23 protein-coding genes and 1 tRNA gene are annotated in these 24396 nt (G+C 62.7%); 10 read left to right on the top strand and 14 right to left on the bottom strand.

The window, feature by feature from the left end; genetic code table 11:
- Nucleotides 1–149 precede the first annotated feature (149 nt).
- The gene (locus NN662_RS02605; protein WP_261928760.1) at nt 150–1361 is read left to right on the top strand and encodes a DUF459 domain-containing protein; all 1212 of its coding nucleotides are present in this window, start codon (nt 150–152) and stop codon (nt 1359–1361) included.
- Nucleotides 1362–1368: 7 nt separating this feature from the next.
- Here NN662_RS02605 and NN662_RS02600 read toward each other — a convergent pair whose 3' ends face one another.
- Nucleotides 1369–2823: a glutamate synthase subunit beta gene (locus NN662_RS02600; protein ID WP_261928759.1), complete on the bottom strand. Its 1455-nt coding sequence runs from the start codon at nt 2821–2823 to the stop codon at nt 1369–1371.
- 102 nt (nt 2824–2925) lie between these two features.
- On the bottom strand, nt 2926–7623 hold the full coding sequence (gene gltB / locus NN662_RS02595; protein ID WP_261931841.1) for a glutamate synthase large subunit: 4698 nt from the start codon (nt 7621–7623) through the stop codon (nt 2926–2928).
- Here gltB and NN662_RS02590 point away from each other — a divergent pair.
- The 6 genes from NN662_RS02590 (at nt 7622) to NN662_RS02565 (ending at nt 12214) form a co-directional block, all read left to right on the top strand.
- Nucleotides 7622–7939, top strand: coding sequence for a hypothetical protein (locus NN662_RS02590; RefSeq protein ID WP_261928758.1), 318 nt, complete (start codon nt 7622–7624; stop codon nt 7937–7939). The genes gltB and NN662_RS02590 overlap by 2 nt on opposite strands.
- A gap of 277 nt (nt 7940–8216) precedes the next feature.
- Nucleotides 8217–9266 carry a threonine aldolase family protein gene (locus tag NN662_RS02585; RefSeq protein ID WP_261928757.1) on the top strand — a complete coding sequence of 350 codons (1050 nt, stop codon included), beginning with the start codon at nt 8217–8219 and terminating at the stop codon, nt 9264–9266.
- A 274-nt stretch (nt 9267–9540) separates the two neighbouring features.
- A complete protein-coding gene (locus NN662_RS02580; protein WP_261928756.1) occupies nt 9541–9849 on the top strand; it encodes a DUF2282 domain-containing protein in 309 nt (102 codons plus the stop codon).
- Between the two features lie 73 nt (nt 9850–9922).
- Nucleotides 9923–10834: a DUF692 family multinuclear iron-containing protein gene (locus NN662_RS02575; RefSeq protein WP_410010896.1), complete on the top strand. Its 912-nt coding sequence runs from the start codon at nt 9923–9925 to the stop codon at nt 10832–10834.
- Nucleotides 10827–11600 carry a DUF2063 domain-containing protein gene (locus NN662_RS02570; RefSeq protein WP_261928755.1) on the top strand — a complete coding sequence of 258 codons (774 nt, stop codon included), beginning with the start codon at nt 10827–10829 and terminating at the stop codon, nt 11598–11600. Before NN662_RS02575 ends, NN662_RS02570 begins: the two co-directional genes overlap by 8 nt.
- A gap of 29 nt (nt 11601–11629) precedes the next feature.
- Complete coding sequence (locus NN662_RS02565) at nt 11630–12214, top strand: DoxX family protein (RefSeq protein WP_261928754.1); 585 nt, start codon at nt 11630–11632, stop codon at nt 12212–12214.
- 83 nt (nt 12215–12297) lie between these two features.
- On the opposite strand, the gene NN662_RS02560 is transcribed toward NN662_RS02565, so the two are convergent.
- Complete coding sequence (locus NN662_RS02560) at nt 12298–12768, bottom strand: Hsp20 family protein (protein WP_261928753.1); 471 nt, start codon at nt 12766–12768, stop codon at nt 12298–12300.
- 399 nt (nt 12769–13167) lie between these two features.
- On the opposite strand from NN662_RS02560, the gene NN662_RS02555 reads away from it, so the two are divergent.
- Entirely contained in the window at nt 13168–14154 is a 987-nt protein-coding gene (locus tag NN662_RS02555) for an alpha/beta hydrolase (protein WP_261928752.1), read from the top strand.
- Here NN662_RS02555 and hisN read toward each other — a convergent pair whose 3' ends face one another.
- Entirely contained in the window at nt 14155–14928 is a 774-nt protein-coding gene (gene hisN, locus NN662_RS02550; RefSeq protein ID WP_261928751.1) for a histidinol-phosphatase, read from the bottom strand. It abuts the gene before it with no gap.
- A gap of 299 nt (nt 14929–15227) precedes the next feature.
- The gene (locus NN662_RS02545) at nt 15228–16112 is read right to left on the bottom strand and encodes an N-formylglutamate amidohydrolase (protein ID WP_261928750.1); all 885 of its coding nucleotides are present in this window, start codon (nt 16110–16112) and stop codon (nt 15228–15230) included.
- Between the two features lie 255 nt (nt 16113–16367).
- Here NN662_RS02545 and cpdR1 point away from each other — a divergent pair, with 255 nt between their 5' ends.
- Both cpdR1 and NN662_RS02535 read left to right on the top strand, forming a co-directional pair.
- Complete coding sequence (gene cpdR1, locus NN662_RS02540; protein WP_261928749.1) at nt 16368–16733, top strand: response regulator CpdR1; 366 nt, start codon at nt 16368–16370, stop codon at nt 16731–16733.
- Nucleotides 16734–16928: 195 nt separating this feature from the next.
- Nucleotides 16929–17003 (top strand) — tRNA-Val (locus NN662_RS02535).
- A gap of 29 nt (nt 17004–17032) precedes the next feature.
- Here the strand turns inward: NN662_RS02535 and NN662_RS02530 are convergent.
- The 9 genes from NN662_RS02530 to pcaD form a co-directional block, all read right to left on the bottom strand.
- Complete coding sequence (locus NN662_RS02530; protein WP_261928748.1) at nt 17033–17692, bottom strand: phosphoribosyltransferase; 660 nt, start codon at nt 17690–17692, stop codon at nt 17033–17035.
- Nucleotides 17689–18543, bottom strand: a complete 855-nt coding sequence (locus NN662_RS02525) for a D-amino-acid transaminase (RefSeq protein WP_261928747.1) — start codon at nt 18541–18543, stop codon at nt 17689–17691. The genes NN662_RS02530 and NN662_RS02525 overlap by 4 nt, the downstream gene beginning before the upstream one ends.
- Before the next feature lie 4 nt (nt 18544–18547).
- Nucleotides 18548–19534, bottom strand: a complete 987-nt coding sequence (gene dgcA, locus NN662_RS02520; protein WP_261928746.1) for an N-acetyl-D-Glu racemase DgcA — start codon at nt 19532–19534, stop codon at nt 18548–18550.
- The gene (gene dgcN, locus NN662_RS02515; RefSeq protein ID WP_261928745.1) at nt 19531–20532 is read right to left on the bottom strand and encodes an N-acetyltransferase DgcN; all 1002 of its coding nucleotides are present in this window, start codon (nt 20530–20532) and stop codon (nt 19531–19533) included. Before dgcN ends, dgcA begins: the two co-directional genes overlap by 4 nt.
- A gap of 171 nt (nt 20533–20703) precedes the next feature.
- Nucleotides 20704–21762, bottom strand: a complete 1059-nt coding sequence (locus NN662_RS02510) for a 3-carboxy-cis,cis-muconate cycloisomerase (protein WP_261928744.1) — start codon at nt 21760–21762, stop codon at nt 20704–20706.
- Entirely contained in the window at nt 21759–22376 is a 618-nt protein-coding gene (gene pcaG, locus NN662_RS02505; protein ID WP_261928743.1) for a protocatechuate 3,4-dioxygenase subunit alpha, read from the bottom strand. The genes NN662_RS02510 and pcaG overlap by 4 nt, the downstream gene beginning before the upstream one ends.
- Nucleotide 22377: 1 nt before the next feature.
- Nucleotides 22378–23127, bottom strand: coding sequence for a protocatechuate 3,4-dioxygenase subunit beta (gene pcaH / locus NN662_RS02500; RefSeq protein ID WP_261928742.1), 750 nt, complete (start codon nt 23125–23127; stop codon nt 22378–22380).
- Complete coding sequence (pcaC, locus tag NN662_RS02495) at nt 23120–23542, bottom strand: 4-carboxymuconolactone decarboxylase (RefSeq protein WP_261928741.1); 423 nt, start codon at nt 23540–23542, stop codon at nt 23120–23122. The genes pcaH and pcaC overlap by 8 nt, the downstream gene beginning before the upstream one ends.
- Nucleotides 23529–24341 (bottom strand): 3-oxoadipate enol-lactonase, encoded by an 813-nt coding sequence (gene pcaD / locus NN662_RS02490; RefSeq protein WP_261928740.1) that lies wholly within the window; start codon nt 24339–24341, stop codon nt 23529–23531. Before pcaD ends, pcaC begins: the two co-directional genes overlap by 14 nt.
- Between the last annotated feature and the right edge of the window lie 55 nt (nt 24342–24396).

Raw genomic sequence — 24396 nt, 5'->3', positions numbered from 1 at the left:
TGGCAATGAAACTCACGGAAAGACCGGCCGCACTGGCCGGTCTTTTTTTTGGCTTGGGAAGCTCAAGGAGAATGAGGCTGGCAAGCCCCCCGCTTCTTTTGTTATGACTTGGTCAGCGGATGCGCCTGCATCCGGTCGGGAGGGATCGATTGACTGACGGCCAGGCAAGAACGGGACGAGCAAGACACCCGGGCAGAAGTATCGCCTTCCGCCTCGGCATCGTCCTTCTGTGCGCCGTCCCGCTTGGCCTCGTGTCGTCTGCCGAAACATTCGCCGCGGAAAAGGTCGGCAAGCGCCGCACGATCCTACAGTTGCTGTTCGGCAAGCGGCAGAAGCCGGAACCGCCGCCGGCTGAGGTTCCGCAACCCCGCAGAAAATCGACCCGCCGCAGCGTCGTCAAGATCGAGACGAAGGCGCCAGTGAGCGCCGATGCGAAGAAGGCCAGCGATGCGCTCGCCGTCGAGAACACCGGGCCGGTGATCAAGGTGCTCGTCGCCGGCGACTTCATGGCGAGCGGATTGGCAAAGGGTCTTGAAGATGCCTTCGCCGACGTTCCGAATGTCGAGATCGAATCGCGCACCAGTGCGGCCTCCGGCCTCGTCCGCAACGACTACTACGACTGGCAGGCGAAGCTGCCGTCCTTTATCGAACAGGTCGAACCGTCGATCGTGGTGATCATGGTCGGTTCCAACGACCGTCAGGCCCTACGCGGTGTCGCAGGCAATCCCGAACCGCTCTCCGAAGACTGGCAGAAGGAATATATCCAGCGCGTGCAGGCGCTGGTGCGCACGGCGACGAGCAAGAGCCTTCCCGTCATGTGGATGGGCCTGCCGTCTTTCCCCAGCGCCTCGATGTCGGCCGACATGATCAAGCTCAACGAGATCTATCGCCGCGAAGTGGGCAAGATGGGCGGAGAATTCGTCGACATCTGGGACGGCTACGTCGACGACGCCGGCAAGTTCGTGATGAGCGGCCCGGACGTCAACGGTCAGCAGGTACGCCTGCGTGGTCCCAAAGGCATCAACATGACCGATGCCGGCTTCCGCAAGCTCGCCTTCTACGCAGAAAAGCCGATCCGACGACTGCTGGGCGGCACATCGATCGGGAATTCCGTGCTGCTAGACGGCTCGACCCTGCCGGATCTCATGAGCCTTCCGCCGTCACAACTCGCAGCGGTCACGCGCGTGCCGCCGATCGGCTTGTTTGATCCGGAACTGGACGGCGGCAAGACGTTGCTCGGCGCCACGCCCTATCCCGGTTCCAGCGGACTGACCGCCCGCGACCTGCTTCTGGAAAGCACGGATACGACATCAGCGCCGCCGGGTCGGGTGGACTATTACACCCTTCCCCGGCAGCAGTGATATTCGCTTAGCGCGGCAGCACGGAGCTGCCCATCAACGCTTCGTCGATGGCGCGCGCGGCCTGACGGCCCTCGCGGATCGCCCAGACCACCAGCGACTGGCCGCGACGAACGTCGCCGGCAACCCACAGCCGGTCGACCGACGTGCGGTAGTCCCGGTCGTTGGCGACCACGTTGGTCGAACCACGACGGTCGGTATTGACCTCCAGCTTCCCGTCCATCTCCTTCACCACGCTGTCCGAGAACGGACCGCGGAAACCGATGGCGATAAACGCCAGATCGGCCTTGATGACGAATTCCGTGCCGGCGATCGGCTTGCGTTTCTCGTCGACCTTGCAGCACTTCACGCCGGTCAGCACGCCGTCTTCGCCGACGAATTCCAGCGTCGCGACCTGGAATTCGCGGTTGGCGCCTTCGGCCTGCGAGGAGGAGGTGCGCATCTTGGTCGCCCAGTAGGGCCAGACGGCGAGCTTGTCTTCCTTCTCCGGCGGCATCGGGCGAATGTCGAGCTGGGTCACCTTGACCGCACCCTGACGGAACGCGGTGCCGACGCAGTCCGATGCCGTGTCGCCGCCACCGACGACGACGACATGCTTGCCGCCGGCCAGGATCGGTTCGGACGGCCAGCCGACGCTGTCGATGTTCTCGCGGCCGACGCGGCGGTTCTGCTGGACGAGATACGGCATGGCGTCGTAGGCACCATGTAGCTCAACACCCGGAATGCCGGCTTCGCGCGGGGTTTCCGAGCCGCCGCAGTAGAGCACCGCATCATGGTCGGCCAGAAGCTTCTCGACGGTCACGTCGACACCGACATTGACGCCGCAATGGAAGGTGACGCCCTCGCCCTTGATCTGCTCGACGCGGCGGTCGATGAAGTTCTTCTCCATCTTGAAGTCCGGAATGCCGTAGCGCAGCAGGCCGCCGGGCTTGGATTCGCGTTCGAACACATGCACGTCGTGGCCGGCGCGGCCAAGCTGCTGGGCCGCCGCCATGCCGGACGGACCGGAGCCGATGATCGCGACCTTCTTGCCGGTCTTCACCGTTGCCGGCTGCGGCACGATGTAGCCGAGCTCATAGGCCTTGTCGGCAATCGCCTGTTCGACGGTCTTGATGGCAACCGGCGTGTCTTCGAGGTTCAACGTGCAGGCCTCCTCGCAGGGAGCGGGACAGACGCGGCCGGTGAATTCCGGGAAATTGTTTGTCGAATGGAGGTTGCGGATCGCTTCCTTCCAGTTGCCGTTATAGATCAGGTCGTTCCAGTCGGGGATCTGGTTGTGGACCGGGCAGCCGGTCGGACCGTGGCAGTATGGAATGCCGCAATCCATGCAGCGCGCCGCCTGCTTCTGCACTTCCTGATCCGACATCGGAATGGTGAATTCGCGGAAATGCCGGATGCGGTCGGAGGCGGGCTGATACTTCGCCACCTGCCGGTCGATTTCCATAAAGCCAGTAACCTTGCCCATCGTGATAATCCGTTCCGTAAATCTTAAACGTTGCCTCTACGCTTTGCAGCGCATGGGAAGCGGCGCCCGAACGGTTCCTCCGTCCGGCGCCGCCCGTATTCGTTACTCGGCAGCGATGCCCATCCGCATGCGTTCCATCTCTTCGAGCGCACGACGGTACTCGACCGGCATGACCTTGCGGAACTTCGGACGATACTCGACCCAGTGATCCAGGATCTTCTTGGCCTGTCCCGAACCGGTGTAGTGCAGGTGGTTCGAGATCAGCTGGTAGAGGCGCTCCTCGTCGTGACGCGTCATGTCGCCGGAGACGTCGACGCGTCCCTTGTGCATGAGGTCTCCACCGTGGTGGTGCAGCTTCTCCAGCATATCGTCTTCTTCCGGAACCGGTTCGAGCTCGACCATCGCCATGTTGCAGCGGGCCGAGAAGTCTCCGGCCTCGTCGAGGACGTAGGCCACGCCGCCGGACATGCCGGCCGCGAAGTTGCGTCCCGTCTCGCCGATGACGACGACGACGCCGCCCGTCATGTACTCGCAGCCGTGGTCACCCACGCCTTCGACGACGGCGACGGCGCCGGAGTTGCGCACTGCGAAGCGCTCGCCGGCGACGCCACGGAAGTAGCACTCGCCCTCGATCGCGCCGTAGAGCACGGTGTTGCCGACGATGATCGACTTTTCCGGAACGATCTTCGTGTTCTCCGGCGGACGGACGATGATGCGGCCGCCCGAAAGCCCCTTGCCGACATAGTCGTTGCCGTCACCGATGAGATCGAACGTGATGCCGCGTGCGAGGAACGCGCCGAACGACTGGCCGGCCGTGCCGCGCAGCGTCACGTTGATCGTGTCGTCCTTCAGGCCCTTGTGGTTCCAGCGCTTGGCAAGCTCGCCAGAAAGCATCGCGCCGGCGGACCGGTCGACGTTGCGGATCGGCATTTCGAAGGCCACCGGCTCCTTGCGTTCAAGCGCCGGCATGGCCTTCTCGATCAGCTTGCGGTCGAGAATGTCGTCGATCGGATGATGCTGGCGCGTGGTCCAGTGGGTCGCCTCCTTCGGCGCATCGACCTTGTGGAAGATGCGCGTGAAATCGAGACCCTGGGTCTTCCAGTAGTCCAGCATGGTTTCCTTTTCGAGGAGACCGGATTCGCCGATGATGTCGTCGAGCTTGGTGTAGCCCATCGATGCGAGGATCTCGCGCACTTCTTCCGCAATGAAGAAGAAGTAGTTGACGACATGCTCCGGCGCGCCCTTGAAGCGCTTGCGCAGGACCGGATCCTGGGTGGCAACGCCGACCGGGCAAGTGTTCAAGTGGCACTTGCGCATCATGATGCAGCCGGCGGCGATCAGCGGTGCTGTCGAGAAGCCGAATTCGTCGGCACCCAGAAGCGCACCGATGATGACATCACGACCGGTCTTCAGCCCGCCGTCGACCTGCAGGGCGATGCGCGAGCGCAAGCCGTTCAGCACCAGCGTCTGCTGGGTTTCGGCAAGGCCGATTTCCCACGGGCTGCCGGCATGCTTCAGCGAGGTCAGCGGCGATGCGCCGGTACCGCCGTCATAGCCGGAGATGGTGATGTGGTCGGCGCGCGCCTTGGCCACGCCGGCGGCAACCGTGCCGACGCCGACTTCCGAGACGAGCTTGACCGAGACATCGGCTTCCGGGTTGACGTTCTTCAGGTCGTAGATCAGCTGCGCCAGATCTTCGATCGAATAGATGTCGTGGTGCGGCGGCGGCGAAATGAGACCGACGCCCGGCGTCGAGTGACGCGTCTTGGCGATCGTCGCATCGACCTTGTGGCCGGGCAGCTGGCCGCCTTCGCCGGGCTTGGCGCCCTGTGCGACCTTGATCTGCAGCATGTCGGCGTTGACCAGGTATTCGGTCGTCACGCCGAAGCGGCCGGAGGCGATCTGCTTGATAGCCGAGCGTTCCGGGTTCCTGGAACCGTCGAACAGCGGCAGGTAGCGGTCGGCTTCCTCGCCGCCCTCACCGGTGTTCGACTTGCCGCCGATCCGGTTCATCGCGATCGCCAGCGTCGTGTGCGCCTCGCGCGAAATCGAGCCGAAGGACATGGCCCCGGTCGAGAAGCGCTTGACGATTTCCGACGCCGGCTCGACCTCGTCGATCGACACGGGCGTACGGCCGAGCGTTGCGGCGTCCTTGATCTTGAACAGGCCGCGGATGGCGTTCATGCGCAGCGCCTCGCCGTTCACCATGTCGGCAAACGCCTTGTAGCGATCCTGGGCATTGCCGCGCACGGCGTGCTGCAGTTCGGCGACCGCATCCGGCGACCAGGCATGGCTTTCGCCGCGCATGCGATAGGCATATTCGCCGCCGACATCCAGCGTGCCGGCGAGAACCGGATCACGACCGAATGCAGCTGCATGGCGATCGGCGGTCTCGCGGGCGATTTCTTCCAGGCCGATGCCTTCGATGGTCGTCGCGGTGCCGAAGAAGTACTGGTCCACCAGCGCCTTGGAGAGACCGACGGCATCGAAGATCTGCGCGCCGCAATAGGACTGGTAGGTCGAGATGCCCATCTTGGACATGACCTTCAGGATGCCCTTGCCGATCGCCTTGATGTAGCGATAGACGACTTCGCTCGCATCGACTTCCTTCGGGAACTCGCCGCGCGCATGCATGTCGAGCAGCGTGTCGAAGGCCAGATACGGGTTGATCGCCTCGGCGCCATAGCCGGCGAGACAGCAGAAGTGGTGCACTTCGCGCGGCTCGCCGGTTTCGACCACGAGGCCGACCGAGGTGCGAAGCCCCTTGCGGATCAGGTGGTGATGCACGGCTGCGGTCGCCAGCAGCGCCGGGATGGCGATGCGGTCCGGGCCGATCTGGCGGTCGGAAAGCACGATGATGTTGTAGCCACCGCGAACGGCCGCTTCGGCGCGCTCGCAGAGCCGCTCCAGCATTTCCGGCATGCCTTCGGCACCGCGCTCGGCATCGTAGGTGAAGTCGAGCGTCTTGGTGTCGAAGCGATCTTCGGTGTGACCGATCGAGCGGATCTTTTCGAGATCGCCGTTCGTCAGGATCGGCTGGCGCACTTCCAGACGCTTGGCCTTGGCGGCGCCCTCATGGTCGAGGATGTTCGGACGCGGGCCGATGAACGAGACGAGGCTCATCACCAGCTCTTCGCGGATCGGGTCGATCGGCGGGTTGGTGACCTGCGCGAAGTTCTGCTTGAAATAGGTGTAGAGCAGCTTCGACTTCGACGACATGGCCGAAATCGGCGTGTCGGTGCCCATCGAACCGATCGCTTCCTGGCCGGTGGTGGCCATCGGCGACATCAGGATCTTGGTGTCTTCCGAGGTATAACCGAAGGCCTGCTGGCGATCGAGCAGCGACACGTCGCGACGCAGCGCGCGCGGCTCTACCGGCTTCAGGTCCTCGAGGATCAGCTGCGTCTGGTTGAGCCACTTCTGGTAGGGGTGCTTGGAAGCAAGATCCGCCTTCATTTCCTCGTCGGAAACGATGCGACCCTTCTCCATGTCGATCAGCAGCATCTTGCCCGGCTGCAGGCGCCACTTCTGGATGATGTCCTCTTCCTTGACCGGCAGCACGCCGGCTTCGGACGCCATGATGACGCGGTCGTCGCTGGTGACGATGTAGCGGGCCGGACGCAGGCCGTTGCGATCGAGCGTCGCGCCGATCTGGCGGCCATCGGTGAAGGCGACGGCGGCAGGCCCGTCCCACGGCTCCATCAGGGCGGCATGGTATTCGTAGAACGCCTTGCGCTCCTCGCCCATCAGCTGGTTGCCGGCCCAGGCTTCCGGGATCAGCATCATGACGGCATGCGCCATGGAATAACCGCCACGCACGAGGAATTCGAGCGCGTTGTCGAAGCAGGCGGTGTCCGACTGGCCTTCATAGGAGATCGGCCACAGCTTGGAGATGTCGTCGCCGAAGAGCGGCGAGGATACCGATGCCTGACGGGCGGCCATCCAGTTGACGTTGCCACGCAGCGTGTTGATTTCGCCGTTGTGGGCGACCATTCGATAGGGGTGCGCCAGCTTCCAGGACGGGAAGGTGTTGGTCGAGAAGCGCTGGTGAACGAGCGCGACGGCGCTCTCAAAGCGCGGATCGTTCAGATCTTGATAGTAGGCACCGACCTGATAGGCCAGGAACATGCCCTTGTAGACCACCGTCGAGGTCGACAGCGACACGAAGTAGAAGCCGAGATCGCGGCCCGCTTCTTCCGCATAGATGCGGTTGGAGATGACCTTGCGCAGGATGAACAGCTTGCGTTCGAATTCGACGGCTTCGGCGGCGTCCTTGCCGGCACCGATGAACACCTGCACGTGGCGCGGCTCGGTCGCGGCGATGTCGGGCGCCTTGGAGAGCGACGAATTGTCGACCGGCACGTCGCGGAAGCCGAGCAGGATCTGCCCTTCCTCGGCGACGACTTCGGTGATGATGTCCTTGAAGTGTGCCGCAAGCTCTTCGTCCTGCGGCATGAAACAGTAGCCGACCGCATATTCGCCGGCCTTGGGAAGGGTCACGCCCTGCGCCGCCATCTCCTCGCGGAAGAAGCGGTCCGGAATCTGGACGAGGATGCCCGCGCCATCGCCCATCAGCGGATCGGCACCGACGGCACCGCGATGCGTCAGGTTTTCCAGCATGAACAGGCCGTCCTTGACGACCTGATGCGACTTCTGGCCCTTCAGATGCGCGACGAAGCCGACGCCGCAGGCGTCATGCTCGTTGATCGGATCGTAAAGACCCTGCTTCGGCGGAAGGCCGCGCGCCGCTTCACGCATAACGGTCCGGATGGCTGTCGAACCGGCCGCCTGGCGCGCCATGGCCGCTGATGGCGTCATCTTCGTCATCGTCATTCCTCCTGCCGGCCCGGAAATCCGGGCGTTCTGTTGGGTGCTGGTCGCCGGAAATCCGGGTCTACAGGCTCTTTGCAATATTCATTTGAAGCCAGCCGCAGCCATCCCCTTTCGGGACGGTATCCAATGGGCCTGCGGTCGACCTCTTCACAATGGCCCTGAAGGCATGCCGCTGTCGGCGCCGATCAATCGTCAGGACTATAGCGTTTTCGGCCGAAATGGTCAGGCCCTTTGGCGATATTTTTGCCGCAAGGCTGAAATTAGGACAACAGAGCTGACCTAATTTCGATAAATCTATGACAGAAAGCCGGGCTTTTCGCAAGGCCTCCAAAATAAATTCTCCGCTGCAGAGCGATTGAAGCTTTCTCCAATGCTGACATTTCTGAAACAAGCTTCCGCCATCGCCTTGTCCAGCGCAACAGGAAATCTGCTCCGGAAATCAGGTCGCCCCACCCGGGATTGAAACCCGGGCCACTTGGCGTATACCGGAGGTTCGAAACCGCGATGCTTTCCTGACATATTTCCAGACTGACGATCCCCAATCAGAAAGACCCGCCTTCATGTTCTTTGCCTCAGACAACTGGGCCGGCGCCCATCCCGCCATCAGCGAACGGCTGTTCAAGGAATCCGGCCGCTTCGCCGCCGCATACGGAACGAGCGATCTCGACCGGCACGTCGAGAAGACGTTCAACGAGATCTTCGAGAAGGAGGTCGCCGTCTTCTTCGTCGGCACCGGGACGGCCGCCAACTCGCTCGCGCTCGCCAGTATAGAGAAGGCCGGCGGCGTCACCTTCTGCCACTCCGACGCCCATGTGGTGGCGGACGAATGCGGCGCGCCGGAATTCTTCGCCAATGCATCGCGCCTCTTCACCGTCCCCGGTCCCGAAGGCAAGATCGACCCGGCCCGCCTGAAAGCCGCCATCCGCCGCTTCCCGCAGGACGCCGTTCACCAGGGTCGCGCCCAGGCCGTCACCATTACACAAGCCACCGAGACCGGCACGATCTACAGCCTGCAGGAAATCGAGACGATTTCCGCCATCGCCGCCGAAAATGGCCTGCCGCTGCACATGGACGGTGCACGCTTTGCCAACGCAGTCGTAGCGCTCGACGTCACCCCGGCGGAAATGACCTGGAAGCGCGGCGTCGATGTCCTGTCCTTCGGTGCCACCAAGAACGGCTGCTGGTGTGCCGAGGCGCTGGTCTTCTTCAAGCCGGAGATGGCGCGCGACCTGCCCTTCATCCGCAAGCGCGGCGCCCAGCTCTTCTCCAAGACCCGCTTCATCGCCGCGCAGTTCGACGCCTACCTGAAGGACGACCTGTGGCTGGAGCTTGCAGGTCACGCCAACGCCATGGCCGACCGCTTGCGCGAGGGACTGGACAAGAGTGCCCATGGACACCAGGCATGGCCGACGCAGTCGAACGAGGTCTTCGCCGTTCTCGACGACGCAACGGCTCGTAAGGCGGAACAGGCCGGCGCCAAGTTTTACGACTGGCCCGTGCCGGTAGACGAACCCTACATGCTGAAGGACAATGAGCGATTGATCCGCCTCGTCACCAGCTTTGCGACCAGCGAGGAGGATGTCGGGCGCTTTGTCGACCTGATCGCCTGACGGAAGACCACAGGTCTCAATCTTGAAAGCCGGCCGGGCATCCGCGCCGGCTTTCTGTTTTCGTACCCGTGGCATGCGATTGCTATGCCTGCCTGATCACCGTGCCATCACGCCGCCGTCAGAAATGCGCCAAAACGCCTCACGTCAGTGTGACGCTGGATAACGGCCCATTGATTTCCAATTGATCGCAGCTTTTGGGAGTGTCTCCTCACCGGAACGAACGAGCCGGTCCGCAACGAGAAGAAGCGGATTTCAATTTCAGAGGAGAATACAAATGACCACCAAGACCGCCTTCAATGCATCCGCTCTCGCCGGCGCCGTTGCTCTCGCCGTTACCGGCCTCGCTGCACTGTCCGCCACCGGGGCACAGGCCGCCGAGAAGGAAAAGTGCTTCGGCGTCGCCATGGCCGGCCAGAACGACTGCGCCGCCGGTCCGGGCACGACCTGCGCCGGCACCTCCAAGGTCGACTACCAGGGCAACTCCTGGAAATACGTCGAAGCCGGCACCTGCGCGACCATGAAGCTCCCGGGCGACCGCATGGGCTCGCTCACCGCCCTTGATCGCGACGTGCCGAAGGCCTGATCCGAACAGATCATGCGCATCGGGCCAGACCGGCCCGATGCGTACTCCACAAGGCGTAATCGGGAGAGCCGTCATGGCCGCAACCAACCTCCAGTCCCAATTCACTGCGACCGCTTTTCCGGCCTTCGCCATGCCGCGCCGCGCCGGCGCCGGCTTCAAGACCGCCCATGCCGATCAGATCCTTGCCGACGACTACCGGATCGGCTTTCTGGAGGTGCATGCCGAAAACTATATGGGCGCGGGTGGCCACCCGCACCGCATCCTGACCGCCATGCGCGAGCGGTTTCCCCTCTCCATTCACGGCGTAGGCCTGTCGATCGGCTCCCCAAAGGGCCTTGATCCTGACCATCTCGCCCGTCTCAAGACCGTCGTCGAACGCTACCAGCCGTCGCTCGTGTCCGAGCATCTGGCCTGGTCCACACACGACACGACCTTCTTCAACGACCTCTTGCCGGTCCCCTACAGCCGCGAGACCCTGAACCGCGTCGTCGAGCACATCGACCAGGTCCAGGAGACCCTAGGCCGCAAGATGCTGCTCGAGAACCCGTCAGCCTATGTCGCCTTCAGCCAGTCGACCATGAGCGAGACGGATTTCATCCGCGAGATCGCGGCGCGCACGGGCTGCGGCCTGCTGCTCGACATCAACAATGTCTATGTGTCGGCCACCAATCACGGCTTCAAGCCGATCCGCTACCTCTCCGATTTTCCGCTGGATCTGGTCGAGGAAATCCATCTCGCCGGCCACGCGGAAGACACCGACGACGAAGGCGACCGGCTGCTGATCGACGCCCACGACCGCCCGGTCGACGAGGCCGTCTGGTCTCTCTATGACATCGTCATCGGCCAGACGGGCCCGCTGCCGACCCTCATCGAGTGGGACAACGACGTGCCCGAATGGGACGTGCTGAAGCGGGAAGCGCTGCTGGCGGACGCCATTCTGGACCGCCACGCCGGAAATTACCTCATGGGAGCCCGGCATGGCTGACACGGCCACGACAAGGCTCACGGACGCATTTTCCGACGCGCTGCTTGATCCGGACCGGCCTTTGCCCGACGGCGTCGTCGGCCCGCAGGGAAAGCAGGCGGCTAAGCGCTTTTCGGTCTATCGCAACAATGTCTCCGTCAGCCTGGTGAACGCGCTCGCCGATATCTTTCCGACCGTCCAGCGGCTGGTCGGCGAGGCGTATTTCCGGGCGATGGCCCGGGTCTACGTCCAGCAACATCCGCCAAAGTCCCAGCTGATCTTCGAATACGGCCAGGATTTTGCCGATTTCATCGCCGCGTTCGAGCCGGCAAGGCACCTGGTGTTCCTGCCCGATGTCGCCCGGCTGGAACGGCTCTGGCTGGACGCCTTCCATGCCGCCGATGCCACACCATTGGATGCGGCCGTTCTCGCCACCATTCCGCCGGATAAACTGGCCGGACTTCGCTTCACCGTTCATCCGGCCGCACGGGTCTTCCGCGCAACGCATGCGGCGGTTTCGATCGTCTCGCACGACCGCTCGGGCCGATCGCTTGCCGATCTCGATCCGACAACAGCTGAGGATGGCCTGATCACCCGGCGGGGCTTCGATGTCGAACTGCGGCATCTGCCCAAAGGAGCGGCGACCTTCCTGGAAGCATTGATCAACGGCCAAACACTTGGCGATGCCGCCGGCGCAGCGATGGCCGAAAATCCGGAACTGGATCTGTCCGGCACGATTGCCGGCACGCTTGAGGCCGGCGTCTTCACGACATGCATCACCTGCTGATAGCCGGACCGACTTGGGGGAACAAAGACATGACAATCCTTCAAACGCTGACCAGGCTCTACGCCAGGGTTTTCTCAACTCTCGAAAAGGCTCTCGACGGCTGGTTCCTGGGGCTTGCCGCACGGCTGGTCTTCCTGGCCGTGCTCTACCTCTATTTCCTGAACTCGGCGCTCACCAAGGTCGGGGACGGATTACTCGGGCTCATCCATCTTTCCGCCGGCGCCTACTACCAGATCGTTCCGCAGGCGGTGGATGCCGCCGGCGGCGACGTGGACGCGATTGGCTTCCTGCCCTGGGGGCTGATCGTTCATCTCGGCACCTATGCCGAATTCGTTCTGCCGGCCCTGATCGTCGCCGGCCTGTTCACGCGCGCGGCGGCACTGGGCATGATCGGCTTCATCGCCGTCCAGACGCTCGTCGACATCACCCTGCATATGGTCGATGCGACGACGATCGGCGCCCTGTTCGACCGCTTTCCCGACAGCGTCATTGCCGACCAGCGCCTGCTCTGGGTCTTTCCGCTCGCCTATCTGGCCGTCAAGGGTGCGGGACTGGTGTCACTCGACGCCCTGCTCTGGCATCGCTGCCGGCCGGTTGCAGCCATTGCGGCGTAGCAAGGCAGCCACGCTTCCACCAACGAGAAACGGCACCCCGATCGGGGTGCCGTTCCACATTCTGGCTTTTTCAGGCTCGCGCGTCAGGCGGCGTTGGCCTGTGCCTCGATGGCCTTCTGCTGATTGGCAGCACTCGCGTCGATCGCGATCCGGCGCGGCTTCATGGCCTCCGGAATGTTGCGCAGAAGGTCGATGTGCAGGAGCCCGTTCTTGAGCGAAGCGGACTGGACCTCCACGTGGTCGGCAAGCTGGAAGCGGCGTTCGAAAGCACGCTTGGCAATGCCGCGATAGAGGTATTCGTTTCCGTCTTCGGCTTCCTGGGCCTTCTCACCCTTCACGATCAGCACCTGGGCATGGGATTCGATGGAAAGCTCGGTCTCATCGAAGCCGGCGACGGCCATCGTGATGCGGTAGTTGGTCTCGCCGGTCCGCTCGATGTTGTAGGGCGGATAGGCGGGAGCCTGTTCGGGCTGGCCGACGCCGTCAAGCAGATTGAACAGGCGGTCGAAGCCGACGGTGGAACGATAGAGGGGGGAAAAATCGAATTGACGCATGGTGTCCTCCTTCATGAAGCGACGATGTGCGGTTGCTGTTTTCTTCGGCGTCCCGTTCTGGCGAAACCGAAGCACTGTGCGGACCCATTTTCTTTGAGCGGCGCCCGCAGGAACGAGATGGGAATTGCCGATTTCGAATTCAAGAGCCGGAACGAGCGGCAAACCTGAACCCTGGGTGAACAGCCGGTTCCGGCGAAATTCAGCTTGTACTTATTAAGAAGGAGACCGTCGGACCGAATGTGTCCGACGGCTGGGGCACAACGTCCCGCCCGCCTCAGCCTACCTTGGCCGGCTCGTCGCGCGTAACTGGACGGGCCGGTCTTTTTTCTTTGACGAGGCCCCGCGCTTGCGCCTACTCATGGATGCTCCGCCTGATCCCAGACGCACCGGAACACGTTGATGATGGAAGCCAATCTGCGCCTGACGCCTGACAATCCGCCGCCGGGCCGCTACACGGCAGGCTTCTTCACCGGACGCGACGGAGTTGCGCTGCGCTACGCGATCTTCCGCACCAAGCGCAGCATCGCGCGCGGCACCATCATCATCGTCCAGGGCCGCAACGAAAGCATCGAGAAATACTTCGAAACGATCCGCGACCTGAACGAACACGGCTTCTGGGTAGCGACCTTCGACCTGCGCGGCCAGGGCGGCTCCGAACGGCTTCTTCCCGATCCGCGCAAGGGTCATGTGGGACGTTTCGCGGACTATGAGGACGATCTCGAAACCTTCCTGCAGAAGGTGGTGCTTCCCGACACCCGCCTGCCGTTCTACCTCATCGCCCATTCGACCGGCGGCCTGATCACGCTTTCCGCTGCGCCCAGACTGGCCAACCGCATTGAGCGCATCGTCGTTGCCTCGCCCTTCATCGCGCTTCGTCGCAATGGCCTGTCGCAAGGCACGATCGGCAGGATTGCCGGGACATACTCGATGCTCGGGCTCGGCGGCTGCAGACTGACGTCCGATGTCGGAGAACCGCCGTTCGACGGCAATCTCCTGACGTCGGATCCGGCACGCTTCGAACGCAATCGCCGGATCACCAGACAATACCCGGCACTGGCGGTCGGACCGCCGACGGCGCGCTGGATCTACGAGGCAACGCGGACGATGAAGAAGGTGCACGGCCATCAGCACCTTGCCTCGATCATGATTCCGACGCTGGTTCTCGCCGCCAGCAATGACAGGCTCATTCCGATCGAGGCACACGAGAAGCTCAGCGAATATTTCCGTGCCGGCCATCTGATCACCATTCCCGGTGCCCGCCACGAATTGCTCCAGGAACGCGACATCTACCGCAGCCAGGCGATGGAGGCGATCAAGGCCTTCATACCGGGAGCGGATGCAGAGGAACGCGAAGCAGGCGAGGCAGAGGCCGCCGCCGAGGCCTGATCAGCCGGCAAGCAGCGCCATCGCCTCGGCATGGACTGCGGCGCTTCCGGCTGCGATGATCCGGCCGCCGTTCTCCGGCCTGCCGCCTTCCCACGTGGTCATGACGCCGCCCGCCTGCTCGATCAGCGGGATGAGCGCGCCGACATCATAGGGCTTGAGGCTGTTTTCCACCACCAGATCGACATAGCCGGCAGCAAGCAGCGCATAGGCGTAGCAGTCGGTGCCGTAGCGGAACAGCCGGACCTTCTCTTCGACCGCCCGGTATCGCGGCATGTCGTCACCGGCAAAAAGATGCGGCGAGGTGGTGAACAGGATCGCGTCAGACAGCGAGCCGCAATCACGCGTCCTGATCTGACGCGTTCCGTCCGGTCCGGCATACCAGGATGCCTTGCCGTCGGCGAAGTAACGCTCTCGCGTGAAGGGCTGGTCGACCATGCCCATCACCGCCCGGCCGTTCTGCTGCAGACCGATCAGCGTGCCCCATACCGGAACGCCGGAAATGAACGCACGCGTGCCGTCGATCGGGTCGATCACCCAGACCATCTCCCGGTCGAGGCCGACATTGCCATGCTCTTCGCCGAGAATGCCGTGCTCGGGATAATGCTCTTCGATCAGCGCGCGTATTGCCGTCTCGGCCCCCCGGTCGCCTTCGGTCACCGGATCGAAGCTGCCGACCTCCTTGTTGACGATAGCGGCACCGCTTCGAAAGCGCGGCAGGGTTTCCTTGCTGGCAGCATCCGCGAGGAGATCGAAGAAGGCGCGATTGGGGAGCATGGGACATCCATAGGCAGGCAGGAACAACGATCTGACTGCTCTACCTGAAAACGGGTGTGATGCAAATGCCGCAGTTTGGGGCGATTTTCACGTCGAATGACATAATGCACATTTTTTGATCGTCGCGCATTCCCTAGGCACTTGACATTTGTGCACCGCAAAAATACCGTCATCTCACAGTCTTCCGACTGTAAATACCCTCCTTGGGTGTTTCCTCCCTAGACTTAACCGCGCCTAAGGCGCGGTTCTTTTTTGCCGCGACGACGCATTTCCGAAATATCTAAAATAAAATTCGGGCTTTATTCTGCCGCAAGCGCGGTGTCGGCGGCAAAGTCGTCGACGAACTCCGACAGCCTTTCCATGAAAGCGCCAATCGCTGCCGCAACGGCGTGGAATTCCGGCCTTTTCTGCAGCGTTACTTCGTCGATATAGAGCGCCCGGTTGATTTCGATCTGCAGCGCATGCAGCCCGCGCGCAGGACGACCGTAATGTTCGGTGATGAAGCCGCCGGCATAGGGCTTGTTGCGGATTGCGCTGAAGCCCATTTCCTCAAGGATCTGGATGGCTGCCCGGGAGAGGTCCGCCGCCGCGCTGGTTCCATAGCGGTCGCCGATGATGAAATCCGGCCGGATTGCCGAACCGGCAACGCGGACATTGCCCGGCATCGAATGGCAATCGACCAGTATGCCGAAGCCGAATTGCACATGGGTGCGGGCGATCAGGCGGCGCAGGCAGGCGTGATAAGGCTTGTAGACCCGCTCAACGCGCTCCAGAGCCTCTTCCACCGGCAGCCGGTGGGCATAGATTTCCATGTTTTCCGCGACCAGCTTCGGCACGGTGCCGAGACCGCCGGCAACCCTCAGCGAATTGATGTTGGCGTAAGCGGGCAGCTTGCCCTCGAACATGCGCGGATCGAGTTCATAGGGCTCGCGGTTCACGTCGAGATAGGCGCGCGGGAAATGCGCCAGCAGCAGCGGCGCGCCGAGATCGGTGGCGGACGCGAAGAGTTCATCGACGAAATGATCCTCCGAGCGGCGGATCGAGTGCGCGTCCAGCCGCGTCTGACGAAGGAAATCCTCGGGGTAGTGGCGCCCGCTGTGCGGGGAATTGAACACGAAGGGGATCCTGACCGTTTCCGGCTCGCGGACCTCGAAAAGGTCGCTCTCACGTTTCGCCCAGTCCATCTCGCCTCTTCGGTCTCGGTATCCGCAATCGCGCGGCGACCGTCATTCGACAGTATCTGGTTGAATCACCAGACATTTCAATGGTGCTACGCACATTGCTGATGCCGGCATGTTGCCAGTTGCGTTCCCTCAAGTCCATACTATGCTCATCCGGCTTGCCTGTGGATTGCGTCGGCATTCACTGGATATTTACCGGCAGGCCTTTAGGCTTGTGGCTCAAGTTTCTTGTGCATCCCATTAAAGACGGTCACCTAAATGAGTCAGAAAATCCTCCTCGCCGAAGACGATAACGATATGCGCCGCTTCCTGGTCAAAGCGCTGGAGAAGGCCGGCTACGACGTCGTGCATTTCGACAACGGCGCGAGTGCCTATGACCGGCTGCGCGAAGAACCCTTCTCGCTGCTCCTGACCGACATCGTCATGCCGGAGATGGACGGCATCGAGCTGGCGCGGCGCGCAACCGAGCTCGACCCAGACCTCAAGGTGATGTTCATCACCGGTTTCGCCGCCGTGGCGCTGAACCCCGATTCCAAGGCACCGAAGGACGCCAAGGTGCTGTCCAAGCCGTTCCACCTGCGCGATCTCGTCAACGAGGTCAACAAGATGCTGGTGGCCGCCTGAGGCGAAAAAGCCGGGGTTTCCGGGCGAATTTCGAAAGATCGAATTTCCTCCAAAAACCCTATTGACGCCATCCCCTCTTTTGTGGTCTATGCCCCGCACCGACGGACGTCGCGGGGCAAAAGCCCGGCAGAAAAGACGGCCACGGTAACTCCGCAAAGCGGCATTTGCCTTCGGGCAAGCACCGCGAAATGGAATGGGCGTGTAGCTCAGCGGGAGAGCACTACGTTGACATCGTAGGGGTCACAAGTTCGATCCTTGTCACGCCCACCATTCCTTCTTCTTCGACATTCGTTGAAACGTCATTCGATCGCAAGGTCGATGATCGGCGTTGAAAAGACGCCAACGACGGGACCGTTCCATTCCGTCGGCGAGCCGGCCAGCCGTTCGCGCCAGCGGTCGGTCTGCAGCATGGCGCAGCCGAGTGCGACCGGCTCGACGCCGCAGCGGCGCATGAGTGCCAGGCCGGCGACCATAGAGGTGCCGCTGGAAATCACGTCATCGATCAGCACCACGCGGCGATCCCCAATCAGCGGCAGCATGCGTGGGTCGATATAGAGACGCTTCGACTGGTCCGGCGTCGTTATCGACGACAACGGCACCGAGAGCGCCTCATCGTACCAGAACTTCCGCGACGTCCCGAGCGCCACATAACGATCGTGGCCGAGTACGCGGGCAACGGCGGCTGCAAGCGTCAGCCCCAGCGTCGGCAGACCCACAACGACATCCGGTCCGTAAGGCCGCAAAAGCGCCGCCAGCCGCTCGGCAAGCGCATCCTGAACGGCAAAGCTCGCCTGCGTGATGATCAGCGAGGCAAGCGCGTTCCGGCCATCGGGAAGCGGACGGACGGGCAGCTTGATCTGCCGCCCGTCATCGAGTTCCGCGACATAACAATCCTCTGCCCGGCCGGCCTGATAGGTGCAGGGCGCGAAGATGTCCTGCCAGAAATCGGTCGGTGTCACTGCGCCGCCTGGCGGCTGCGCTCGATGTAGATCTCGCGCAGCTTGGCGGCGACCGGGCCCGCCGTCCCCTCGCCGATCACCACACCGTCGATTTCCACGACCGGCGAGACGAAGCTGGTGGCCGACGTGATGAAGGCCTCCCTGGCATTCTTTGCCTCTTCGACGGTGAACGGCCGCTCCTCGACCTTCATCTGCAGGTCACGCGCGCATTCCAGCACCGCGTGGCGGGTGATGCCGTGCAGGATGTCGGTGGAGAGGTCGCGGGTGACGATCGTGCCATCCCTGGTGACGATATAGGCATTGTTGGACGAACCTTCGGTCACGAACCCGTCGCGCACCAGCCAGCCGTCGTCGGCACCGGCCTTCTTCGCCATGGTCTTGACCATCGACGGATAGAGGAGCTGCACCGTCTTGATGTCGGCGCGCCGCCAGCGCAGGTCTTCCGCCGTGATCACCTTCAGCGCCAGATCGGCGATCGGCTTGGCGGTCAGCGCCTTCTTCTGCGTGAACAGGACGACGGTATTCGCCGTGTCCTTGGCCGGGAACAGGAAATCGCGATCCGCCACGCCACGCGTCACCTGCATGTAGACGAGGCCTTCGTCGATGCCGTTCAGCGCCACCAGCTCGCGGTGAATGTCGAGAAGATCCTGGTCCGTCAGCGAGAACGGCATGTCCAGTTCTTTCAGCGAACGATGGAGGCGCGCCATGTGGCCCGGGAAATCGACGAGCTTGCCGTCGAGAACCGACGTCACCTCATAAATGCCGTCGCCGAACAGGAAAGCCCGGTCGAAGATCGAAACCCTGGCTTCGTTCTCGGGAAGGAACTCGCCGTTGATATAGACAGTCCGCATGAAATCAGCCCCAGAGAGATGCAGACGGCGGATGCATGATCGAGCCGTCATAGTGAATGGCAGGGTCGCGCTCGGATGCGAGCAGCAGTGGCCCGTCGAGATCGACATACTGAGCGCCCTGCGCGATCAGGAAGGCCGGCGCCATGGCGAGCGAGGTTCCGAGCATGCAGCCGACCATCACGCCGAAGCCCGCCGACTGCGCGGCCTTTTTCAGCTCCAGCGCCTCGGTCAGCCCGCCGGTCTTGTCGATCTTGATGTTGATGAGGTCATACTTGCCCTTGAGCTTCGGCAGCGACGCCCGATCGTGGCAACTCTCGTCGGCACAGACGGGCAGCAGCCGCTCGATGCCGCGCAGCGCCTCGTCCGCACCCGCCGGCAACGGCTGTTCGACGAGCGCCACGCCAAGGCGGACGAAGACAGGGGCCAGCTCGAGATACTGCTCGACCGTCCAGCCTTCATTGGCATCGACGATGATCGTCGCATTCGGAGCGCCAGCCCTGACGGCCTCGATCCGCTCGAGATCACTGTCGGTGCCGAGTTTGACCTTCAGGAGCGGCCGGTCGGCGTTCTTCGCCGCACTCTGGCGCATGCTCTCCGGCGTGCCGAGTGACAACGTATAGGCCGTCGGCAACGGCTTGGGCTCGCGCAGGCCCGCCAGCTGCCAGGCCGGCAGGTCCGCCCGCTTGGCTTCCAGATCCCAGAAGGCGCAGTCGAGCGCGTTGCGGGCGGCACCCGGCGGCAGGCGCTTCTGAAGCCCGGCCCGCTCCATGCCGATCTTCAGGTCGGTCGCAACAGAACGGATGGTCTCGATGACGCCCTCGACCGTTTCACCGTAGCGGGCATAGGGTACGCATTCGCCCCGGCCGGTATAGCGGCCGTCCGTCAGTTCGACAGTCACAACCCTGATCTCGGTGCGGGATCCGCGCGAGATCGTGAAGGAGCCAGCGATCGGAAAGATTTCATCCCGAACGGTAAGCTGCAATCCGCTCATATCGCCTCCAGCGCTTCGGCAAGCCTTTCCGCGCCGTGGCGGAACGGATCGACAGTCGGCAGGCCCATGCGCTTTTCGACTTCGGCGCAATAGGCAAGCGATTCCGCATCCGACATGGCGGACGTGTTGAGCGAGACGCCGACAACCTTGCAGTCGGGATTGACGATTTGTGCCATGGTCAGCGCCAGATCGCGAAGAGCCTCAAGGCTCGGCAGCTGATAGTCCGGCAGGCCGCGCATATGCGGCCGATTGGGCTCGTGGCAAAGGACGAGCGCATCCGGCTGCCCGCCATGCACCAGCGCCAGCGTCACGCCGGAATAGGAGGCGTGGAACAGGCTGCCCTGCCCTTCGATCAGGTCCCAGTGATCGGCGTCGTTGTCGGGCGTCAGATATTCGATCGAACCTGCCATGAAATCGGCAATGACCGCGTCGAGCGGCACCCCGTCGCCCGTGATCAGGATACCGGTCTGGCCGGTGGCGCGGAACGTCGCCTTCTTGCCGGCCGCGCGCATCGCCCTCTCGACGCAGAGCGCCGTGTACATCTTGCCGACGGAGCAATCGGTACCGACGGCCAGCATGCGCTTGCCGCTCCGCTTCTTGCCGTTGGCGATCGGATACTGGACGGTCGGAATGCGCACGTCATGCAGCGAACGGCCGAGTTCCTTCGCCTTCGCTGCGAGGTCCGCCTCGTTGCGCAAGAGATTGTGCAGGCCGGAAGCGATGTCGAGACCTGCTTCGAGCGCTTCGATCAGCACGCTCTTCCATGCCGGAGAAATAACCCCGCCACGGTTGGCGACGCCGATGACGAGTGTCTTGACGCCCTTCCCGACGGCCTCCGCAATGGTCATGTCCGGCAGCTTCATGTCGGCATTGCAACCCTCAAGGCGGATTTGGCCCACGGCAAACTCCGGTCGCCAGTCCTTGATGCCTTGCGCGACCTTGGCCGCCAGCGGATCTGCCGCGTCGCCGAGGAAGAGGAGATAGGGAGTTTCGATCATGATTCATGTATCCGGAAATGTCTGGCTGAAATAAGGGAGGATCAAGCCGGTGCAATGGCCGGCGACCGGCATCATGCGCAAAACTGTCTGCGCACGCAACCGGTATGGAAGACTGATTTTCAATCCCTTATGCCGCAGAGGAAGCAGTCGTCACGACTGCGGACACAACCTTCAGTCGGCTGTGCCGAGCATCTCGATCCGCTCAGTGAGTGCGGTCGCCAGCGTCAGAGCGGCCGCCGTTGCGCCGACCATCTGCGGCAGGATCATCCATTCCAGCGTCCATGCCGCTCCGGAGCGTTCCTGCTCGTGAACGAGGCTGTGATGCAGCCCGGAGACCTGCACTGCATTGAAACGCGCAAGCGCCACCAGGGTCTCGGCCGCGACCGGGTTCTGCTTGTGCGGCATGGCGGACGAACCGCCACCACCGGAAAGACGAATTTCGTCCGCGCGTTCAGCAAGCAACGCAACGTCCTGTCCGAATTTTCCGAGCGAGCCAGTCAACAGCGACAGCAGGGAGGCGAATTCTGCCACACGATCGCGTTGGCTTTGCCATTGTGGCCGATCGGCAAGGCCGAGCTCCCCGGCCAGCGCGGCGCGCACCGCATCGGCCTTTTCGCCGAGCTTTTCGAGTGTGCCGGCAGCGCCGCCGAACTGCAGGGCAAAACCGTCAGCCCCGAACGCATCGAACCGGGCAGCACTGCCGACCAACGGCTCCCGCCACGTCCGGATCCGGTCGGCGGCCGTGATCGGGATCGCCGCCTGCATGCGGGTAAAGCCCATCAGCCGGTTGCCGCCGAAAGTGGCCAGCAAGCGGTCGAGACCGGCTATCACCGCCGATGTCTGCCGGACAAGAATGCCGGTCGCTGTCTTCAAACGCAGCATCAGGCTGGTGTCGATCGCATCCTGGCTCGTGGCGCCGAAATGGACGTGCTGGGCCTCGTCGCCGCCAACGGCCTGGCGCAGCTGGAAAACCAGATCCGGAATGACCACGCCATCCCGACCGACCGCCTCCCTCAAGCGGAAGATATCCGGTCGGAAGGACGCGCAAACCTCGGCAATCCTCAGCCCCGCCGCCGGCGGAATGACGCCGAGGCGGCCCTCGACGCGGGCGAGCGCTGCCTCGAATTGCAGCATGGCACGGATGTCCGCATCCGTCGAAAAACACGCCGCGACCTCGTCGTTACCGACGAGGCCCGAGAGGATCGGATGATCGAAGACGCTATAACTCATATGTCGAAGAAGATGGTTTCGTTTTCGCCCTGGAGATGGATGTCGAACGTCACTGTATCGCCTTCCCGCCTACCGATCAAAGTGGGAATGCGCACCTTGTGCTCGATCCTGCTCAGGATCGGATCGGCGGCATTGGCCTCTTCCTCGTCCGAAAAATACATGCGGGTCTGAAGGCCGATATTAATGCCGCGCGCGACGATCCACAGCGTGACGTGCGGAGCCATCGGCCGGCCGTCATTGAAAGGCACCTTGCCCGGCTTGATGGTTTCGAAGACGAACTCGCCGGTTGTCATATCCGCGGGGCAGCGGCCCCAGCCGGAAAAGTTGGCATCGGCCGTCCCGCGCGTTTCCGAGGGCGAATTGTAGAGCCCCTCGGCGTCCGCCTGCCAGATCTCGATCATTGCATCGCGAAGCGGCGTGCCGGACCCGTCGATCACCCGGCCACGAATGGTGATCCGCTCGCCGCGCGTCTTGTCGTTGACGAGCGGTCCGGCGCCGAGATCGGTTTCGAAGATGCCGTGAATGCCGGTGAAGTTCGGCGTACACCCGATATGGACATAGGGTCCGGCCGTCTGCGACGGCGATTCCTTCAGATAGCCAAGCGACTGCACCATGTCAGTTGCCCTCCTTGCGGTTTTCAAACAGCGTCGACCGGCGGCCGCGCAGAACGATGTCGAACTTGTAGGCGCGCATATCCATGGGGATCGTCGCATTCATGTCGAGCGGTGCGATCAGACGTTCGATTGCTTCCGTGTCCGGGATCGTCTTGACGATCGGACAAATCCAGATGAGCGGATCGCCCTCGAAATACATCTGCGTGATCAGCCGCTGCGCAAAGCCGTGGCCGAAGACGGAGAAATGGATATGGGCCGGACGCCAGTCGTTGACGCCGTTCGGCCAGGGATAGGGACCGGGCTTGATCGTCTTGAACCAGTAATAGCCGTTCTCGTCGGTGATCGTCCGGCCGACACCGCCGAAATTCGGGTCGAGCGCGGCGAGATAGGTCTCCTTCTTGTGGCGATAACGGCCGCCGGCATTCGCCTGCCAGAATTCGACCAGCGCACCGGCAACGCCGACACCGCGCTCGTCAAGCACGCGGCCATGCACCAGAATCCTCTGGCCGATCGGCATCTCGCCGGGCCTGGCATAGTTCAGGATCAGGTCGTTATCCAGTTCGTTCAGCATGTTGTGGCCGAACACCGGACCGGTGATCTCGCTCTTCGTACCCTCCAGCGAGATCAGGGCGCGCTGCGGCGAGCGCAGCACGGAGGTCTTGTACCCCGGCGTATAGGCCGGCGGATGCATGCTGCGGTCACGGGTGAAAAACGAACCTGTCTCCGGCGTCTTGTTGGATAGGTCAGCCATTGCGCTCCTCCGTCGATGCCGTCTCGGCATCCATTTGCTCAAACACCTGCTTGACGATCTTGATTGCCGTATTGGCAGCCGGGACACCGGCATAGATCGCCACGTGCAGCATCGCTTCGGTGATATCCTCTCGCGTCGCGCCGGTATTGGCCGTGGCGCGCACATGCATCGCCACCTCGTCGTGATGACCGAGAGCGGCAAGCAGCGCGATCGTCACCATCGACCGCTCGCGCTTCGTCCATGTCGGACGCGACCAGACATGGCCCCAGGCCGCTTCGGTGATCAGTTCCTGGAAGGGTCTGTCGAATTCCGTCATCAGACCGCTGGCGCGGTCGACATGGGCGTTGCCCAGCACCGACCGGCGCGTCGCCATGCCTTCTTCGAACCGCTTGGATGGCTGGTCAGCCATGGACAATTCCTTCTAGGTAGTGGGAGCCGAGAAAGTCGCGGACAAGCGCGACAAAGGCTCGGGGTTGTTCGATGCAGGGAAGATGGCCGGCGCCGGCAATCACCTCGAACCGGGAACCGGCGATCATGTCTGCCGTCGAGCGGACGAGATCCGGCGGCGTCGAGCCATCCTGGTCACCCACGATGACGAGCGTCGGCAGCGAAATCTTTGCGGTCGACCGCGTGAAATCCGCGTCGCGAATGGCCGCGCAGGTTGCGGCATAACCGTCCGCCGGCTGACGGGTGAACATGTTGCAGTAGATCTGGTAGGCGGCGTTTGCCGGAGACCGGAAGGCCGGCGTGAACCAGCGCTCCATGACCGGATCGAGAATGCTTGCGAGCCCGCTTCTGGCAATAGCGTCGATGCGGGTGTTCCAGCTTTCTGCCGTGCCGATCTTGTGGGCGGTATCGGACAGGATCAGCTTGCCGACGAGCTCGGGGCGGCTGGCGACAAGACCCTGGGCGATGAGACCACCGACCGACAGGCCACAGAGGATGACGTTCTTCAGCGCGAGATGATCGAGAAGCGCCGCAAGGTCGGCGACATGATCCTCGATCCGGTGCGGCGCGGTACCGCAATCGGAGAGGCCATGACCGCGCTTGTCGTAGGTCACGATCGCGTAGTCGCTCTTCAGGAGGTCGACCACATCGTCCCAGATCCGAAAGTCGGTGCCAAGCGAATTGGAAAAGACGATGACCGGCTTCTCCGTGGGCGAGCCGATAACGCGATAATGGAGCGTGATGCCGTTGAGCTTTGCAAATTGCACGTCTGTTTCCTCCTGCGGCGAAGATTGCATCTTCAAATTGGTTAAGTAAAATGAT

The organism is Rhizobium sp. NRK18 (genome assembly GCF_024385575.1).
In the GTDB taxonomy this organism is placed as follows: domain Bacteria; phylum Pseudomonadota; class Alphaproteobacteria; order Rhizobiales; family Rhizobiaceae; genus JANFMV01.
Note: the sequence above shows the minus strand (reverse complement) of the source record. Positions and strands in the feature narration are given on the sequence as shown.

Excerpts from the sequence above, each read along its gene's own strand:
- dgcN (WP_261928745.1), bottom strand. The coding sequence starts at position 20,532 with ATGATCGAAACTCCCTATCTCCTCTTCCTCGGCGACGCGGCAGATCCG.
- cpdR1 (WP_261928749.1), top strand. The coding sequence starts at position 16,368 with ATGAGTCAGAAAATCCTCCTCGCCGAAGACGATAACGATATGCGCCGC.
- NN662_RS02585 (WP_261928757.1), top strand. The coding sequence starts at position 8,217 with ATGTTCTTTGCCTCAGACAACTGGGCCGGCGCCCATCCCGCCATCAGC.
- NN662_RS02575 (WP_410010896.1), top strand. The coding sequence starts at position 9,923 with ATGGCCGCAACCAACCTCCAGTCCCAATTCACTGCGACCGCTTTTCCG.
- dgcA (WP_261928746.1), bottom strand. The coding sequence starts at position 19,534 with ATGAGCGGATTGCAGCTTACCGTTCGGGATGAAATCTTTCCGATCGCT.
- pcaH (WP_261928742.1), bottom strand. The coding sequence starts at position 23,127 with ATGGCTGACCTATCCAACAAGACGCCGGAGACAGGTTCGTTTTTCACC.
- hisN (WP_261928751.1), bottom strand. The coding sequence starts at position 14,928 with ATGCTCCCCAATCGCGCCTTCTTCGATCTCCTCGCGGATGCTGCCAGC.
- NN662_RS02545 (WP_261928750.1), bottom strand. The coding sequence starts at position 16,112 with ATGGACTGGGCGAAACGTGAGAGCGACCTTTTCGAGGTCCGCGAGCCG.
- NN662_RS02560 (WP_261928753.1), bottom strand. The coding sequence starts at position 12,768 with ATGCGTCAATTCGATTTTTCCCCCCTCTATCGTTCCACCGTCGGCTTC.
- NN662_RS02580 (WP_261928756.1), top strand. The coding sequence starts at position 9,541 with ATGACCACCAAGACCGCCTTCAATGCATCCGCTCTCGCCGGCGCCGTT.
- NN662_RS02570 (WP_261928755.1), top strand. The coding sequence starts at position 10,827 with ATGGCTGACACGGCCACGACAAGGCTCACGGACGCATTTTCCGACGCG.
- NN662_RS02525 (WP_261928747.1), bottom strand. The coding sequence starts at position 18,543 with ATGCGGACTGTCTATATCAACGGCGAGTTCCTTCCCGAGAACGAAGCC.
- NN662_RS02555 (WP_261928752.1), top strand. The coding sequence starts at position 13,168 with ATGATGGAAGCCAATCTGCGCCTGACGCCTGACAATCCGCCGCCGGGC.
- pcaG (WP_261928743.1), bottom strand. The coding sequence starts at position 22,376 with ATGGTGCAGTCGCTTGGCTATCTGAAGGAATCGCCGTCGCAGACGGCC.
- gltB (WP_261931841.1), bottom strand. The coding sequence starts at position 7,623 with ATGGCGCGCCAGGCGGCCGGTTCGACAGCCATCCGGACCGTTATGCGT.
- NN662_RS02600 (WP_261928759.1), bottom strand. The coding sequence starts at position 2,823 with ATGGGCAAGGTTACTGGCTTTATGGAAATCGACCGGCAGGTGGCGAAG.
- NN662_RS02510 (WP_261928744.1), bottom strand. The coding sequence starts at position 21,762 with ATGAGTTATAGCGTCTTCGATCATCCGATCCTCTCGGGCCTCGTCGGT.
- NN662_RS02590 (WP_261928758.1), top strand. The coding sequence starts at position 7,622 with ATGGCCGCTGATGGCGTCATCTTCGTCATCGTCATTCCTCCTGCCGGC.
- NN662_RS02565 (WP_261928754.1), top strand. The coding sequence starts at position 11,630 with ATGACAATCCTTCAAACGCTGACCAGGCTCTACGCCAGGGTTTTCTCA.